The organism is Pedomonas sp. V897 (assembly GCF_051304405.1).
Classification (GTDB): domain Bacteria; phylum Pseudomonadota; class Alphaproteobacteria; order Sphingomonadales; family Sphingomonadaceae; genus Pedomonas.
The window spans coordinates 155,467-169,562 of record NZ_JBPPGG010000002.1; the positions used below are offsets into that span (position 1 = coordinate 155,467).

Below are 14,096 nucleotides of genomic sequence, written 5' to 3' on the forward strand. Positions count from 1 at the left end.
GGGAGACTCGATATGAACATGCGTCGGCTGGTTTTGGTGACAAGCGCGGCCCTGCTGCTGGCGGGCTGCGGCATCAACGATGTCCCGACCAAGGGCGAGGCGGCGGCCGCCGCCTGGGCGGAGGTGCAGAACCAGTATCAGCGCCGCGCCGACCTGGTGCCGAACCTGGTGGAGACCGTGCGCGGCTACGCCAAGCACGAGGAAGCCACGCTCAGCGCCGTGATGGAAGCCCGCGCCAAGGCGACGAGCGTCACCATCACCGCCGACGATGCCACCGACCCGGAGAAGGTGGCCGCGTTCGAGCAGGCGCAGGCCGAGCTGTCGCGCGGCCTTGGCCGCCTGCTGGCGGTGGCCGAGAACTACCCGGACCTGAAGGCGAACCAGAACTTCCTGGCGCTGCAATCGCAGCTGGAAGGCACGGAGAACCGCATCGCCGTTGCCCGGCGGGACTACATCCAGGCGGTGCAGACCTATAACCTCGAATTCAGGAACATCCCCGACAAGTGGGTGACGGCCATCTTCCACGGCGATGCGGAACCCATGACGCCGTTCGCGGCGTCGCCAGAGGCCCAGACCGCCCCGAAGGTGAGCTTTCAGTGACAGGTGATGCGCGCCGCCGGGCCGGGCTGACGCTCGCCGCTGCTCTGCTCGCGGGCCTCGCCCTGCCTGCGGCGGCGCAGCAGGTGGCCGCGCCGAAGGAAGCCGCCCCCGCAGCCGTGATCTCCGGCGCTTCGGGCGGGGAGGTGACCGTGCCCGAGGCGGCAGCGGGCGCGGCGGCGATCCAGAACAGCGGGGCGGGCAAGGCGCTGGAGCCCATCACCAAGCCGCTGACGGCCCCGCTTCAGGGCCAGCCGCAACAGCCGCAACAGCCGCAACAGGCCCCGCAATCGCAGGCGGCCCCGGCGGCCGCCATGCCGAAGGCGGAATCGGGCGCGGCGGTGCGCGGCGGCAAGCTGACGTTTCCGGCGCTGACCGGGCGGGTGGTGGATGAGGCGGGCATCCTCGACCCCGAGACCGAGGCCGCCCTCACCCAGCTCTCGGCCGCGCTTGAACAGCAGACCAGCGACCAGCTCGTGGTGGTGACGCTCGCCAGCCTCCGGGGCCGGGAGATCGAGGAATACGGCTATCAGCTGGGCCGTCACTGGGGCATCGGCCAGAGCGGCAAGGCGGCCGCGGGACGGGCCAAGGACAATGGCGTGCTGCTCATCGTCGCGCCGAACGAGCGCCGGGTGCGCATCGAGGTGGGCTATGGCGCGGAAGGACGGCTGACCGACGCGATTTCGAGCGTCATCATCAACCAGTCGATCCTGCCCCGGTTCCGGGCCGGGGACTTTGCCGGCGGCATCCTGCGCGGCGCGCAGGACATCACCCAGGTGCTGGGCGGGGACATCGAGCCGTTCCAGCAGATGGCGGCGCGCCGGCCGGTCGAGGGCCATGACAGCATCGGCATCGGCGGGGCCATTCTGTTCTTCATCATCTGGTTCTTCATCGCCCGCCTCGTGAGCCGGGGCGGCGGGCGCGGCGGGCGCGGCTCCTCCGCCGCCGCGGCCCTGCCGTTCCTGCTGATGAGCGGCGGACACCGGGGCGGATTTGGCGGCGGCGGGTTCGGCGGCGGCGGCTTCCGGGGCGGCGGCGGCTCCTTCGGGGGCGGCGGCGCGTCGGGCAGCTGGTGAGGGCACGGATGATCAAGGAGGCCAGCGGTGCCAAACCTGTCTGAAGCGGATCTGGCGCGGATCGAGGCGGCGGTCGAGGAAGCCGAGCGGACCACGACGGCGGACATCGTCTGCATGATCGCCCGGCAATCGGAGGACTTCCGGCTGCTGGGCGTCGCCTGGGCGGCGCTGATCGCGCTGGTGGTGCCGTGGGTGCTGCTGTGGCTCACCCACTGGCCGGTGATGGCGCTGCTGGTGGCCCAGATGGCCTTTTTCCTCATTCTGGCGGCGGTGCTCAGCCTGACCCCGGCGCTGCTGTGGGTGGTGCCCAGAAGCTGGGCCCGGCGCGAGGCGGCGCAGGCGGCGCGGGAGCAGTTCCTGCTGCATGATATCCACCGCTCCCCCGGCCGGCAGGGGATTCTGCTCTACGTTTCGCTGGCCGAGCACTACGCGGAAATCCTCGCGGACGTGGGGCTCAAGGACAAGGTGGACGAGAGCGTCTGGAAGGACGCCATCGACACCCTGGTCGCGACCGCGAAAACAGGCAGCATCACCGACGGTATTGTCGCAGCCATCGAACGCTGCGCCCCGGCGCTGGCGATTGCCGCGCCGGTCGGCGAGGACGGGGGAGAGGGCAATGGGCTCTCCAATCGCCCGATCATCATCTGACATGCCCCCGGGTGCGGCGTCGTCGGGCGAGCGGCTGCGCGAAGTGGTACTGGGCGAGGCCGACCGGCAGGCCATTCTCGCGGAAGCAGAGGCGGCGGGCCGCCGCGAGTGCTGCGGCCTCTTGGTGGGCCGCTGTGCAGGCGGGCAGGCGCTGGTGCGCGGCGTCGTCCCGGCGCGCAACGTGGCGGGCGAGCCCGAGCGGTTTTTCGAGATCGACCCCCGGGTGCTGCTCGCAACCCACCGGCAGGCGCGGGAGGCGGGGGAGGCCATACTCGGCTGGTACCACTCCCACCCGGGCGGGGACAGCCGGCCCTCGGCCTGTGATGCGGAACGCGCCGTCGAGGCGAGCAAGGTGTGGCTGGTGGTGGCGGGCGGCGTCATCGGCGCGTATGTCGCGGAGGAGGACGGAGCCATCGCAGGGCGTTTCCGGCCGTTGCCGCTTCGGGTTATAAGCGGGCGAGACGAGAAGGAGGCCGGATATGGCAACCGGTGAGGTGAAGTGGTTCAACCGCAAGAAGGGCTTCGGCTTCATCCGCCCCGACTACGGCGTGAAGGATGTGTTCGTGCACGTCTCCGCCCTCCAGCGGTCCGGGATGCGGGTGCTGGATGAGGGGCAGCGGGTGGAATTCGAGCTGACCCAGCTTCAGGACGGGCGGACGGCAGCGCTCGGCGTGCGCCTGATCGAGGCCTAGCTCCCGCCTCGTCCGCAGCCAGCGGCGAGCGGTCAAAAACAAAGCCCCGGTCTCCATGCGGCCGGGGCTTTTGCTGTGTCGCCGCCGCGCCCCCTGCGGCAGGGCCGGGAGGCGCGGGTGCCAGAGGCGGGGATCAGAACGGCAGGTAGCGCCGCTCCTTGGTGAAGTTGATGTAGCCCATGTTCGCGCCGAGCCGCCAGCCCGCGCCCAAGCGCACCGGCACCACGACCACGTTGTCCCGCTGGTGATAGCTCACCGTGAAGCCGCCGATGAGGTACACCTTGCCTTCGATCGCCGGGTAGCGCTTGTAGATGTCGTTGGTGTCGTAGAGGTGGTAGATGAGGGTGAAGGTCTTGCTCACGTCGCCGCCGATGTCCGGCCCGAGGGAGGGGCCGGTCCAGTGGATCGGCATCTCGCCTTCCACCTTGTGGTAGAGCGTGCCGTTGCCGTAGCGCAGGCCGACGATGAACGCGCCGCCGCCTTCCTGGCCCACGATGTAGGCATTGGGGCGGCCATGGTCGGCGAAGATCTTCTCGATGACCTTGCCGATGCCCTCGGCGCCCTTGCCGAACGCGCCGGACGCGGCGGCGAGCACGGATTCCTGATCGTAGGTGTTCTCGGCGGTCTGCTGCGGGTCGGTCGCGCCCGGCGCGGCCGTTGCGCTCTGCGCGGTCTGGCCGTCAGCCGCTGCGGGCGCGGCCTGACCTTCCGCCGTGGCGGGCGCGGCCTGACCCTCCTGCGCGGGGGCAGGCTGGGCCGGGGCGGTTTGCGCCGTGGCGGCCTGTGCGGGCACCAGCGGCGTCGGGGCATTGGCGGCAGGCGGCTGATCGGGGAGCGGTGTTTCGACGACCGCATCCTGGCTCTGGGCCTTCACGGCCGGGGCAGGGGTCGCCAACCCCAGCCCGAGGGCAAGCGCCGGCGCGGTGATGCCAAGGACAGACAGAGCGAAGCGGCGAGACTGCATGCTGGACCCCGTTGTGTTTGGTTCATTGCGTCATGTTTGTTTGCCAGCACAGTGATAGGACTGGGCGACGAAATCAACAACGGGGCGGGTTGGAGGCGTTCAAAACACGAAAGGCCGTGATCCGGTTGCGGTGGCCGGTGGTCAGGCGTCGACCAGCGCGTGGAGCCGCTCCATCAGCCGGCAGGAGGCGATCGCCTCCATCAGCGGTGCGATGACGGCGGGGAACCGGGCGACCAGCCGGTCGCGCTGGTCGGCCTGCTCGGCGGCATAGGCGTCCAAGAGGGGGCGCGCGGGCGACGACGGGGCAATGTAGAGGCGGCGGATGCGGGCCAGCACCCCGCACTGCACCGCAAGATCCTGAATGTGGCCGAACCAGTCCTGCAGGCGGTGCAACTCCGCATGGAGGGCGGCGAAACACACCGCCGTCTCCCGCGCGGGCAGCAGCTCCAGCGTATAGCGCAGGTTGCGCAGCAGCTTGCGCAGCTCGTGCAGCGGCTCGTGGCCGAACAGGTTCTCCGGCTCCGCCATGGCGAGCTGGAGCCGCACCACCAGCTGGCGCGCCCGGCGGGCGGCGGCCCGCTCCAGATCGCCGGGGTCGACCGCCCGGCTTTGCTGGATGGCATCGGCCAGCCGGTCTTCCAGAATGTCCATGCGGCCGGAGGCCAGCCCCGCGCGCACGTGGGCGAGCGCCTCGGCCCGCTCGGCCGCAACGCACGGCCCGACCGCTTCCCACAGCGCGGGCGGGCAGCGGGCGGCCATGTGTTCGGCGGCCATGTCGAGGTCGCGCACATGGCCCAGCAGCCGGGCGAGCCAGCGCATGTCCTCCACCAGCGCGCGGGTGAGGGTGGGATCAAGCTGGGGACCGCCCGCGCGCAGGGCCGCGCGGGCCCGCCGGATGGCCAGCCGCTCCTCATGGGCGTAGTTGTCGCTCACGCCCGCCGCCAGGGTCGCCGTGCCGCCCGCAAGCGCATCCCGCACGCGCAGGAGCGCGCCCGTGAGGTCCATATGGGGGGCAACAGCCTGTCCGGTCATGATGCTCCTGTTCCGTTGAAGGAGATTGCAGCGCTGTCGGGGGCGTCCGGCCGCCGTTCCGCCCCCTGACCGGCGGAGGAGTATACACAGAATCAGTAGTCGCGCGACCACTTCAGGCTGACGTTGGTGCTGCCGAGCGTTGCCACCTGCGACAGCAGGCTGAGGGTGCGGGTGAGGTCGATCTCGACCAGGGTGGCGGTATAGCCGCGCCCGTCCGTCGCCACCTCCAGGTAGATCTTGTTGGTGATGTATTTCCCGCCGGAGAAGACCGTGCCGATGCCCTTGTCCTGATCGCCCGGCATGACGCGCAGGCGGTCGATGCCCACGGCCTTGCCGACCCGCCCGATGATGTTGAGATCGGCGTTGCCCTCGCGCAGCGCCGCCAGCGCCGCGCCCAGCTGCACGGCCTCGGTTGCGGACAGGTTGGGCACGCTGGCCCCGAACAGCAGGCGGGAGAGCACTTCCTCCTGCGGCAGGCGGGGCGTGGAGGTGAAGCTGACTTCCGGCTTGCGCGCCGTGCCGCGGATTTCGATCATCACCGTGACGTTGTCCAGCGCGTGGGTGGCGACGATGTCGAGGATGGGATCGGGCGGGGTCTCACCGCGCAGGATGATCTGGCCCCGGTCGAGATCGAAGTCGCGCCCCGAGAACTCGTAGGTGCCGCGCACCAGATCGAGACGCCCGGCGAGCAGCGGCGTTGCGGTGGTGCCGGTGATGTTGAGCTGCCCTCGCCATTCCGAGTGGAGCCCCATGCCTTCGAGCATCACCTCTTCGGGCGCGGTGATGTCGAGCGCCATCCGGAAGGGCTGCAAGACCGGCGCGCGCGTCGCCAGCGGCTGGCTGAAGGCAAGCGCGCCCACCTCCTCGTAGGCGATGCGCGGCACCGGGTTGGCCGCCGCCTCGCCGCCCATGCGGATGCGGGTCTGGGTGACGCGAAGCCGGCCCTCGATCAGTCCGCCCTCGGGGCCGTGGGTGAGGCGGGCCTTGCCGGTGGCCGAGGCCTGAATGTCGTCCCGCCGCATGATCGCCGCGCGGTCGAAGGTGAGCTGGACATCCGCCGGGAAGCCGCGCGCCGAGGACAGCTCCAGCCAGCCGGTGGCGGAGACGCGCCCGTTGCGCCCGGCCGTGCCGCCAAGGCGCACGATGTCGAGCCGGGGGCCGCGAAACACCGCTTCCAGATCCACATTGGTGACGCGCAGGCCGGTTGCGAGGTTTTCATAGGACGCGCCGGTCGAGCGGATGTTGCCCGCGATGTCCGGGTCGCCCAGCGTGCCGCCAAGGCGTGCCCGGATGATGGCGGGGCCGGAGACTTCGTGGGTTTCGATGCCGGTGAGCGCCCACAGGGCGTCGGCCCGGCCATTCCAGCTGATGTTGCCCGACAGTGGCACGTTGCGCCAGTTGACGGGGACCGGAGAGCCGCCCTGGTATTCCAGCGGCGCAAGCGCGAGGCGCACCGTGCCCGAGGTCTGGCCGTTCTCGGTCGCGGTGAGGGTTGCCTCGGCGCGGGGGCCGTCAAGCTGTGCCCGGACCCTCATGCCGACCGGCGCGGAGCGGCCGATGAGGCTGGCGCGGTGCAGATCCTGAATGGTGAGATCGGCGGTGGCGGTGGGCAGGCGGCCCTCCTCCCAGGCGTAGGCAGCGCTGCCGCTGAGGCGGCCGTCGATGCCGGTGCCGGGGCGCACAAGTTCGAGCGCAAGGGCGCTGATCTGCCGGGCGGTGGCATTGACGCGGCGGCGGTGCGGCGTCCACACCGCCTCCACCCCCAGCGTTCCCTGACCGAACGCCAGTTCGGTGGGCGACAGGAGCCAGCCGCCGCCGGGGGCGATGGCGAAGTCGGCCGGGCGGGAGAGGCGCACCGGCGCGCCCGCGATCTGCCCCGCGCCGGTGACGCGCACGGCCCCGGGCGTGAGATCGGCGGTGCCGTCGAAGTCGAAGGGCGCGCCCCGTTCGCCCTTCAGGGTGAGGCGCAGGCGCGAGCCGTCGCCCTGACGCAGACTGGTGAGCGCCAGTTGCTCCAGCCGCAAGGTGGCGGTGGCCACCTGACTGGCGCGGAAGCTGCCGGTGAAGCCGGGATCGTCGGGCGCGAGGCGCAGCTGGCCCCGGGCGGCGAGGCGATCGACGAACAGGCGGGTGGCCGGCTCGCCCAGCCGCACGGAGCGGCCGGTGATGTCGATGTCCGCCAGGGTCACTCCCGGTCCACCGGGCAGGGTGACCCGGCCCGACAGGCCGCCGCCCGCGAGCGCCAGCCGCCCGCTCCAGGCCTGCCCGGGCGCCTGATGCAGCACGCCCGACAGACCGATGTTGCCAAGCTGGAAGTTGACGTTGTCGAGGGTGACGCCGCCGCGCACCGTCATGTCGGTGGCGCCGGAGAGCGGCCCCAGCGCCGAGGCGCCGGACAGGGCGAAGTGGAACCGCTCCAGCCGCTCGGACCGGCCGGCGAGGCGCAGGCCGGTCAGTTGCCCCGGCCCGAGCGCGGCCTCGGCCAGCCGGGCGTCGAGGTCGATGCGGTAATCGGGCAGGGTGCCGGAGGCGGTGAGCACAAGCTGGGCCGGATCTCGCGCGGTGAGAACCTGGGAGGCGCCCGCAAGGGCGTAGAGGGGGCCGCTCATGCGCCCCGACACGCCGCCGCCGGGGGCGATGTTGAAAAAGCCCTGAAGCTGGAGGGTCTTGCCCGCAAGGCGCAGATCCTCCAGCCGGAACACGCCGTCCTGGCCGCGCGCAATGCGGCTGGAGAGGCGGGTGTCCGCGCCGATGAGGGCGCGCACCGGGCGGCTCAGCGGCTCCAGCGGGCGGGTCTCGGCCACGCCGGCAAGGGTGGTGCGGCTGGCGAAGTCCCGGCCCGCGACGACCAGTTTCAGGGTGAGCGTGCCGCGCGTGATGGTGGGGAATTCGATGCGCTCCAGCGCGCCGTCCAGGGCAAGGCGGTACTCCTGCGAGCGGAAGTCGACAAACCCCTCCAGCGCCGAGCGGGCATTGGGGCCGCGCAGCACGCCCTGTTCCAGCGTGAGGCGCGGGCCGGGCAGAGCAGCGGTGATGCGCCCGGTGACGGTGGCGCCGGACAGGCGCTGGCCCAGTATGTCGCCAACGCCGGTCACGCGGGTGACCCGGGCCTCGACGGGCATGGCGGCGAGCGAGCCGCCCTCCGGCCGCAGGGTCAGGGAGAGGCCGGACAGGGAGATGCGGCGGCCAAGGTGCAGGGCGTCGCTGCGGCCCACGATCTCCAGCTTCGGGTGCTGGACCAGACCTTCCGCCGTCAGCCGGGCGGTGATGGGGGCCGAGCGGATGCCCGGCACCAGGTCGGCGATGTCGCCAAGGCGGGCGGTGGCATGGGCGTCGTGCAGCCGCCCGCTGCGGATCTCGACCCGGCCCGCGCCCTCGACCGCGATCACATCGGAGCGCAGGGACAGGCGGGTGTCGACCGTGCCCTTGCGGGCAGTGGCGTCGAGGTCGACGGCACCTCCCGTCGCCAGCAGGCGGCGCAGGAGCAGGGGCAGGTCGGGCGCGGGGCGCACATCCCCGTTCAGGCGGAAATGGCCGTCGTCGGCGGCAAGGGCGAGGGCAAGGAGGGGCGCATCGCTATAGCTGGCATCCACCGCGCCGCGCCAGCGGGCCCAGGTGCCGTCGCCGCGCAGGCTGAAGGTGAAGCCGTGGCGGGTGCCGAGATACCCGGCCAGCGCGCCCCCGGTGGGCGCGTTGACGTGGGCGTTCAGGTCCAGCACGTCGTCCTCCGGCGCGATGGTGACGGCCAGCGCCAGCCGGTCGCCGCTTGCCGCCCCGCCCAGGTTGAGCAAGGCGGTGGCGGTGCGCCGGGTGAGGTGCAACCGCCCGTTGGCGGTCAGCACATAGCGCTCGCCCGCCGCCCCTTCCTCCAGGATCAGCTGGCCCACCCGCAGGCGGCGGATGGTGATGTCGATGTCGGGCAGGAGGGGGCGGTCCTCGCCGGTGGGGCGGAACTCCGGCCGGCGCTCGATGATGACCGTCGGCGCGCGCAGGGTGCCGATGTTGACCCGCCGCTGCATCAGGTCCCACGGCCACCAGCGCATGGAGACGGACGGGATGTGCGCCCAGCGGCCCTTCGGGTCGTAGAGCGAGACATCGACGGCGGTCAGGTGCCCGAACAGGGAGCCGCGAAAGCCGCCGACCCGCACGGCAAAGCCCGAGCGGGTGTCGAGCGTCTCCAGCTGGCGGGCCACCCAGTGCCGGCCGGGGTCGGTGTCCAGCCAGGCAACGGCGAGCGTGCCGGCAAGGCCGAGAAACAGCAGGAAAGCCGCCGTCCAGAGGACCAGCTGCCGGACCCGCCGCAGCCAGCGGCGCCGGGTGCGGACCGGCAGCGGCGGCGGCGCGTCAGGAGACGCCTCGACGATCGCTTCCGGAGTTTCGCTGCCCGCCATCAGAAACTCTGGCCTATGCTCACGTAGAGAAGGAACCGGCTTTCCCCCGACTGTCGGTCAAGCGGCGTGGCGAAGTCAACGCGGATGGGGGCAAAGTCGGTGTAGTAGCGCAGGCCGATCCCGGCGCCCCAGCGGTAGTTGTCGAAGGAGGGCGTGGCGTCGGCGTGCACCGTGCCGCCATCGATGAAGCTGACGATGCCGAAGCTGGAACTGAAGCGCCAGCGCAGCTCGATGTTGCTCTCGACGAGGGACTTGCCGCCCAGCGGCTGGCCCGCCGCGTCCTTGGGGCCCACCTCCTGGTAGCCGAAGCCGCGAATGGAGCCGCCGCCGCCCGCGAAGAAGCGGCGGGTGGCGGCGATGCGGTCGCGCGGCGCGCCCCGGATGGTGCCGACGTGGGCGCGGGCGGCGAGCACGAAATCCGCATCCGCGTTCAGCGGCCAGTAGTAGCTGGCCCCGGCGTCGGCGCGCAGGTAGCTGAAGACGCCGTTCTGCTCCGACAGCTCGGGCGAGACGGTGCCGAACACGCGCAGGCCGCGGGTGGGGTCGAACAGGTCGTCCGTGCCGTCGAAGTTGACCGAGACCGGCGCGGAGAGCAGCAGGTAGGTGCGATCGCCGAGGGCATCCTCGATGCGGGCAAGCTCCGCCTCCACATGGGCCGAATAGACCCAGCGCTTCTGCCACTTGGGGCCGGTCTCCCGTTCGAGGCCCGCGCTCACCTCGAAGCGGCGGGCCTCGTAGGCATCCGGGCTCTCGTGGGCCGCCAGCACATGGCCCACCAGCGAGAGGTCGCGGCGGCGGAAGTTGGAGCGCTGGATGTCGGCGCGGACCAGCTGCTCCTCGGTGCCGAGGCGGCCCAGGAGGGTCAGCCGCTCCTCCCGCCCGAACAGGTTGCGGTGCTGCCAGGACACCTCCCCGCGCGCGCCGGATTCGGTGCCGTAGCCGAGGCCGAAGCTGATGGTGCGGTTGCGGGCGGGCTCCAGCAGCACCCGGATCGGCGCTGTCACCTCCTCGGCTTCGGCCGGGGTGCCCTCGGGCAGGTAGGGCTCGACAGTCGCCTGGGAGAACAGGCCGGTCTCCAGAATGGCCTCGCGGAAATCCTCCAGCCGGCGCTGGTCGTAGGGATCGCCGGTGCGGAAGCGGGCGAGGCTCGCCACATGCCCGGGCACCAGCACCGGCGTGCCGCCCACCTCGATGGGGCCGAAGCGCGCCCGGGGGCCGGGCGACGCGGGAAGGGAATAGGAGACGGTGCGGCTGTCATGATCGACGATCACCCGGCGCTCGCCCAGCCGGGCGAAGGGGTAGCCGCGCCGGGGCAGCTCCTGCCGCAGCCGCGTCTCCGCTTCCAGAATGGCCGAGACGGCGGCGGGGGCCTCGGGCTCAAGGCCCGCGATCTCGTGCAGCAGTGGCTGGAGGGGCGGGGGCGCGTCGATCGTCACGGACGAGAAGCGGTAGCGCGGCCCGGGGTCGGCGGTGAGGGTGACGACGAGGCTTGAGGTCTCGTGCGCGCCGCTTTCGTCGCCCCGCGCGGTGGAGGCGGTGACCCGTCCCGCGAAATACCCCTCCGATTCAAGCAGTTGCTCGGCGAGCTGCGTGTCCGCCGCGATGCGGCGGCGGATCTGGGCCAGGCTGTCGGCGGCCTCGCCCCGGTTCGCCCACAGGGTGGAGAGCTCCTTCAGCCGCTTCTCCAGCCCGAGCGCCTCAAAGCCCTGAAAGACAACTCTGTAACGAAGGGAAGCGGCAGGTTCGGGCGCTGCCTCGGGGGTGCGTGGCTCGGGGGTGGTCTGGATGTGGTCTTGGGCGGTCATGGCCCGGGCGGGCGCCAGCGGCGACGCCAGCAGGAGGCCGGCAAGACCGGCGCAAGTCATTGTGAATGCAATCCCCCAACGCATCATCTGATTGGTCTACCCGATCCTGCCGCCGAGAACAGGGAGAATAATGCGTGGGGCGGCAGCCAGACTTGGCCGCGCGGTTAATGGAAGGGAATTTGCCCCGGCGGCTCCGGTCGGCGCGGCTCAGTGCAGCTCGCCGACGGGGTCCTCCAGCTGGAGAATCTGGATGGCGTGCTCGACGGCGCGCCAGTGGAGAAACAGCTGGTCGTTGCCGCAGGCCCGGTTGCGATCGGCCTGACCGGCGGCCTCAAGAATGGCGTCTTCCCCATGCCACTGGATCAGATCCTGGGCCACCTTGTAGGCCGATATGTCATAAATGGTTAACTGATGCATTCTCAGCTCCGATCGTGCGGATCTTCGCACCCCTTGGCGCTCCCCCTTGGCATCGCCTCGGGAATCGTCTACGGGCAGCCGCGCCCGCCGAGGTCGAGTGTTCACCTTTTTGGTTGGGAAAAGGTTTACGGACCCGACTCGGGAAAGTCGCCTGTAGCATATCGGATGCGCCTGGACTGTCCCGTTTCGCTTCCGCACGCTCGTCCTGGCTTGTTTTCTGGCAGCATTGGGGCCAGATGGACACGGGGGCGTCGATCGCAGGCGAAAGGTCGGCGCTTTTTTTGTGGGTGCGGTGTCGCGTTCTCCGGGGGGTATGGCGCAGCCTGTGCTGCCGGGACGTGCATGAAGGAGAGCTGCTATGAAGCCTGTCGCCGGTGGCGTCTGGATCTTTCTGGGAGTGGTGATCGGCATTGTCGCCGGCTGGGCCGTCGGCCAGGCGAGCCTCGGCCTCGTCGCCGGACTGGCGGTCGGCGTCGCCCTTGCCGCCATCGTGACGATCCGCGATCTGCGCCGCGAGCACCGCGACGGGCAGGAGTGACGAGGGGCAGGGCCTGAAGAAAAAGGGGCGCGTAAAGAAAAAGGGGCGCGTTGCCCGCGCCCCTGCTTGTTGCCGGATTGATGCCCGCTGTCCCGGAGCCGGCCTCAGAGCCGGCGGCCGACCCAGACCACCCGGCCCACGAGATCAAGCGATTCGGGCGGGCAGTCCTCCCACGAGGAATAATTCGGGTTGTCGCAGCTGGCCCGGACCCGCTTGGTGGTGGGATTGACCGAGAGGCGGCGAATGAGGATGGACTCGTCCGTCCGCACCACGAACACGCCATCGCGCAGACGCCGGTCGGCCGTATCCACCAGAATGTGATCCCCCTCCGCCAGGGTGGGGTACATGGAATCCCCGTCCACCCGCAGCACCGACAGGGCCTCGACCCCGCCCGAGGCGATGGAGCGTGCCCACTGCGCCTGGAAGGCGAGGGCGCTCTCCGGCCCGCTGGCCGGGGAGGCTTCGGTGGGCAGAACCTTGCCGTCCGGCGTCAGGTGCGGCACCAGCACATAGTCCCGCGAATCGCTCACCAGCTGCGGCTCGTTGTGCACCGCGCGCCCGATCGGACCCGGAGGGCCGCCCAGCTCCTGCTCCGACACGCCGAAGTGGGCCGCCAGCCGCCGCCGGTCATCCTCCGCCAGCTTGCGGGGAACGCCGCGCTTGATGAACTGCTGAATGTAGGTGGGATTGCGGCCCAGCATCCGCGACAGGGACGCGTAGTCGTCTCCCCGTTCCTGGATCAGGCGATCCAGCGTCTGTCGTACGGATTCACTCTCCATCGTCTCGACCCCTTGTTGCCATGCGCCAGGCGGCAGAGGGGCGCGGGCCTCGTGCAGCGGCGCTGCGCCGCCCGAGGCGCTTGCCCTTCCCTATGAATATAGGATTTGCCCTAGACAACAACAGGAATATTCCATAGTAGGAAAAAACCTATGATAACCATAAGAAGATAGGAAAACTCATGGCAACACCGATCCTGGCGGAAATCGAAAGCGTCCTGCGGGAGACGGGGATCGCGCCCTCGCGGTTCGGCCGCACGGTGATGGGCGACCCGCGGCTGGTGTTCGACCTGCGGCGGGGGCGCTGCCTGACTCCGGCCAATGTCCAGCGGGTGCGGATCGCCCTGCATCAGCTCGCCGCCGGGGCCTGAGCCGTGGCGGCGGCCGCGCTCGCGCTCATCGGGCTGGCTCTGGCCGGGCTGGCTCTCATCGGGCTGGCTCTGGCCGGGCTCGTGCTGGCGGGCCTCCGGGTGGCGCGGGGCAGGGACGATCTGTCGAATAATGGCAACAGAAGATTAGAATATATTAGAGTCAGGGATGAGAAATATTGCAGAAAAATTCAAATGGGTGACAATGGATGGTTGATCACAACTGTGACGGACTCGCGGCATAGTTGGGATTTTCGTGAATCACGTGTATTTAAATCCGCTTTATTGCGCCAAAAGCGGGCGTTCTATTTTGATCGGCATAATAATTGCGAATTAATCATTCGACGGTCATCCAGAGCTGCCCGGCGCCGGCCTGGTGCGGTGCGCCCGCAGGGGGTGGCTGTGGCTTCCAAGAAGGAGGACGCACATGAGGCTCACCTGGCAGGATGTCGCAGGCGATTTGCCGGAACCGGACATGCCCGTGCCGCAGCAGGGCTGGGCGACACGGTTGTTCTCGTCATCCCTGGTGCTGAAGGACATGGAGGAGCGCGGGCGGCTGGAGCGGGTCGCCCGGACGCTGCGCCAGAACGGCGTGTTCGTGGCCCTGCGCGGGCCCGGCGGCAGGCCGGTGGCGTGCCGGCTGGTCGGCCTCGAGGGGCAGCTGCGCGTGGTGCTGGATTTCGAGGTGGCGGAGGCCGGGGATGCGGCCTTCGGGGAGAGGGGCCTTGTGGCGGTGTGACAGGCCGGACCGGGACGGGTGGCGGACGTTTGGCGGGCGACGGGCCGGCGGGC

At 70.5% G+C, this 14,096-nt stretch carries 14 protein-coding genes; 8 read left to right on the plus strand and 6 right to left on the minus strand.

Annotated elements, in window-relative coordinates:
* Positions 1–12: 12 nt before the first annotated feature.
* The 5 genes from ACSJJU_RS06780 to ACSJJU_RS06800 are packed head-to-tail and all read left to right on the plus strand — an operon-like array spanning position 13 to position 3,013.
* Complete coding sequence (locus ACSJJU_RS06780; RefSeq protein ID WP_435914552.1) at positions 13–600, plus strand: LemA family protein; 588 nt, start codon at positions 13–15, stop codon at positions 598–600.
* Entirely contained in the window at positions 597–1,673 is a 1,077-nt protein-coding gene (locus ACSJJU_RS06785; protein ID WP_435914553.1) for a TPM domain-containing protein, read from the plus strand. Before ACSJJU_RS06780 ends, ACSJJU_RS06785 begins: the two co-directional genes overlap by 4 nt.
* A 27-nt stretch (positions 1,674–1,700) precedes the next feature.
* The gene (locus ACSJJU_RS06790) at positions 1,701–2,321 is read left to right on the plus strand and encodes a TPM domain-containing protein (protein WP_435914554.1); all 621 of its coding nucleotides are present in this window, start codon (positions 1,701–1,703) and stop codon (positions 2,319–2,321) included.
* Position 2,322: 1 nt separating this feature from the next.
* On the plus strand, positions 2,323–2,814 hold the full coding sequence (locus ACSJJU_RS06795) for a Mov34/MPN/PAD-1 family protein (protein WP_435914555.1): 492 nt from the start codon (positions 2,323–2,325) through the stop codon (positions 2,812–2,814).
* Positions 2,801–3,013, plus strand: coding sequence for a cold-shock protein (locus ACSJJU_RS06800; protein ID WP_435914556.1), 213 nt, complete (start codon positions 2,801–2,803; stop codon positions 3,011–3,013). The genes ACSJJU_RS06795 and ACSJJU_RS06800 overlap by 14 nt, the downstream gene beginning before the upstream one ends.
* Before the next feature lie 133 nt (positions 3,014–3,146).
* Here the strand turns inward: ACSJJU_RS06800 and ACSJJU_RS06805 are convergent, their stop codons facing one another.
* From ACSJJU_RS06805 to ACSJJU_RS06825, 5 genes are all read right to left on the minus strand, one after another.
* Positions 3,147–3,977: a DUF1134 domain-containing protein gene (locus ACSJJU_RS06805; protein WP_435914557.1), complete on the minus strand. Its 831-nt coding sequence runs from the start codon at positions 3,975–3,977 to the stop codon at positions 3,147–3,149.
* Positions 3,978–4,118: 141 nt separating this feature from the next.
* Positions 4,119–5,009: a CHAD domain-containing protein gene (locus tag ACSJJU_RS06810; RefSeq protein ID WP_435914558.1), complete on the minus strand. Its 891-nt coding sequence runs from the start codon at positions 5,007–5,009 to the stop codon at positions 4,119–4,121.
* 92 nt (positions 5,010–5,101) lie between these two features.
* Positions 5,102–9,400 (minus strand): translocation/assembly module TamB domain-containing protein, encoded by a 4,299-nt coding sequence (locus ACSJJU_RS06815; protein ID WP_435914559.1) that lies wholly within the window; start codon positions 9,398–9,400, stop codon positions 5,102–5,104.
* A complete protein-coding gene (locus ACSJJU_RS06820; RefSeq protein WP_435914560.1) occupies positions 9,400–11,265 on the minus strand; it encodes an autotransporter assembly complex protein TamA in 1,866 nt (621 codons plus the stop codon). The genes ACSJJU_RS06815 and ACSJJU_RS06820 overlap by 1 nt, the downstream gene beginning before the upstream one ends.
* A 147-nt stretch (positions 11,266–11,412) precedes the next feature.
* Positions 11,413–11,622: a hypothetical protein gene (locus ACSJJU_RS06825; protein ID WP_435914561.1), complete on the minus strand. Its 210-nt coding sequence runs from the start codon at positions 11,620–11,622 to the stop codon at positions 11,413–11,415.
* Positions 11,623–11,980: 358 nt separating this feature from the next.
* Between ACSJJU_RS06825 and ACSJJU_RS06830 the strand changes: the two genes are divergently transcribed.
* Entirely contained in the window at positions 11,981–12,160 is a 180-nt protein-coding gene (locus tag ACSJJU_RS06830) for a hypothetical protein (RefSeq protein ID WP_435914562.1), read from the plus strand.
* A 104-nt stretch (positions 12,161–12,264) separates the two neighbouring features.
* Here the strand turns inward: ACSJJU_RS06830 and ACSJJU_RS06835 are convergent, their stop codons facing one another.
* Complete coding sequence (locus ACSJJU_RS06835; RefSeq protein ID WP_435914563.1) at positions 12,265–12,939, minus strand: S24 family peptidase; 675 nt, start codon at positions 12,937–12,939, stop codon at positions 12,265–12,267.
* A 179-nt stretch (positions 12,940–13,118) separates the two neighbouring features.
* Here ACSJJU_RS06835 and ACSJJU_RS06840 point away from each other — a divergent pair, with 179 nt between their 5' ends.
* Both ACSJJU_RS06840 and ACSJJU_RS06845 read left to right on the plus strand, forming a co-directional pair.
* Positions 13,119–13,307: a hypothetical protein gene (locus tag ACSJJU_RS06840; RefSeq protein WP_435914564.1), complete on the plus strand. Its 189-nt coding sequence runs from the start codon at positions 13,119–13,121 to the stop codon at positions 13,305–13,307.
* A gap of 424 nt (positions 13,308–13,731) precedes the next feature.
* Positions 13,732–14,043 carry a hypothetical protein gene (locus tag ACSJJU_RS06845; protein WP_435914565.1) on the plus strand — a complete coding sequence of 104 codons (312 nt, stop codon included), beginning with the start codon at positions 13,732–13,734 and terminating at the stop codon, positions 14,041–14,043.
* Positions 14,044–14,096 lie beyond the last annotated feature (53 nt).

Bases quoted from the DNA above. Each gene is read 5' to 3' on its own strand.
- ACSJJU_RS06780 (WP_435914552.1), top strand. From the start codon at position 13: ATGAACATGCGTCGGCTGGTTTTGGTGACAAGCGCGGCCCTGCTGCTG.
- ACSJJU_RS06795 (WP_435914555.1), top strand. From the start codon at position 2,323: ATGCCCCCGGGTGCGGCGTCGTCGGGCGAGCGGCTGCGCGAAGTGGTA.
- ACSJJU_RS06800 (WP_435914556.1), top strand. From the start codon at position 2,801: ATGGCAACCGGTGAGGTGAAGTGGTTCAACCGCAAGAAGGGCTTCGGC.
- ACSJJU_RS06805 (WP_435914557.1), bottom strand. From the start codon at position 3,977: ATGCAGTCTCGCCGCTTCGCTCTGTCTGTCCTTGGCATCACCGCGCCG.
- ACSJJU_RS06810 (WP_435914558.1), bottom strand. From the start codon at position 5,009: ATGACCGGACAGGCTGTTGCCCCCCATATGGACCTCACGGGCGCGCTC.
- ACSJJU_RS06815 (WP_435914559.1), bottom strand. From the start codon at position 9,400: ATGGCGGGCAGCGAAACTCCGGAAGCGATCGTCGAGGCGTCTCCTGAC.
- ACSJJU_RS06820 (WP_435914560.1), bottom strand. From the start codon at position 11,265: ATGACTTGCGCCGGTCTTGCCGGCCTCCTGCTGGCGTCGCCGCTGGCG.
- ACSJJU_RS06825 (WP_435914561.1), bottom strand. From the start codon at position 11,622: ATGCATCAGTTAACCATTTATGACATATCGGCCTACAAGGTGGCCCAG.
- ACSJJU_RS06830 (WP_435914562.1), top strand. From the start codon at position 11,981: ATGAAGCCTGTCGCCGGTGGCGTCTGGATCTTTCTGGGAGTGGTGATC.
- ACSJJU_RS06835 (WP_435914563.1), bottom strand. From the start codon at position 12,939: ATGGAGAGTGAATCCGTACGACAGACGCTGGATCGCCTGATCCAGGAA.
- ACSJJU_RS06840 (WP_435914564.1), top strand. From the start codon at position 13,119: ATGGCAACACCGATCCTGGCGGAAATCGAAAGCGTCCTGCGGGAGACG.
- ACSJJU_RS06845 (WP_435914565.1), top strand. From the start codon at position 13,732: ATGAGGCTCACCTGGCAGGATGTCGCAGGCGATTTGCCGGAACCGGAC.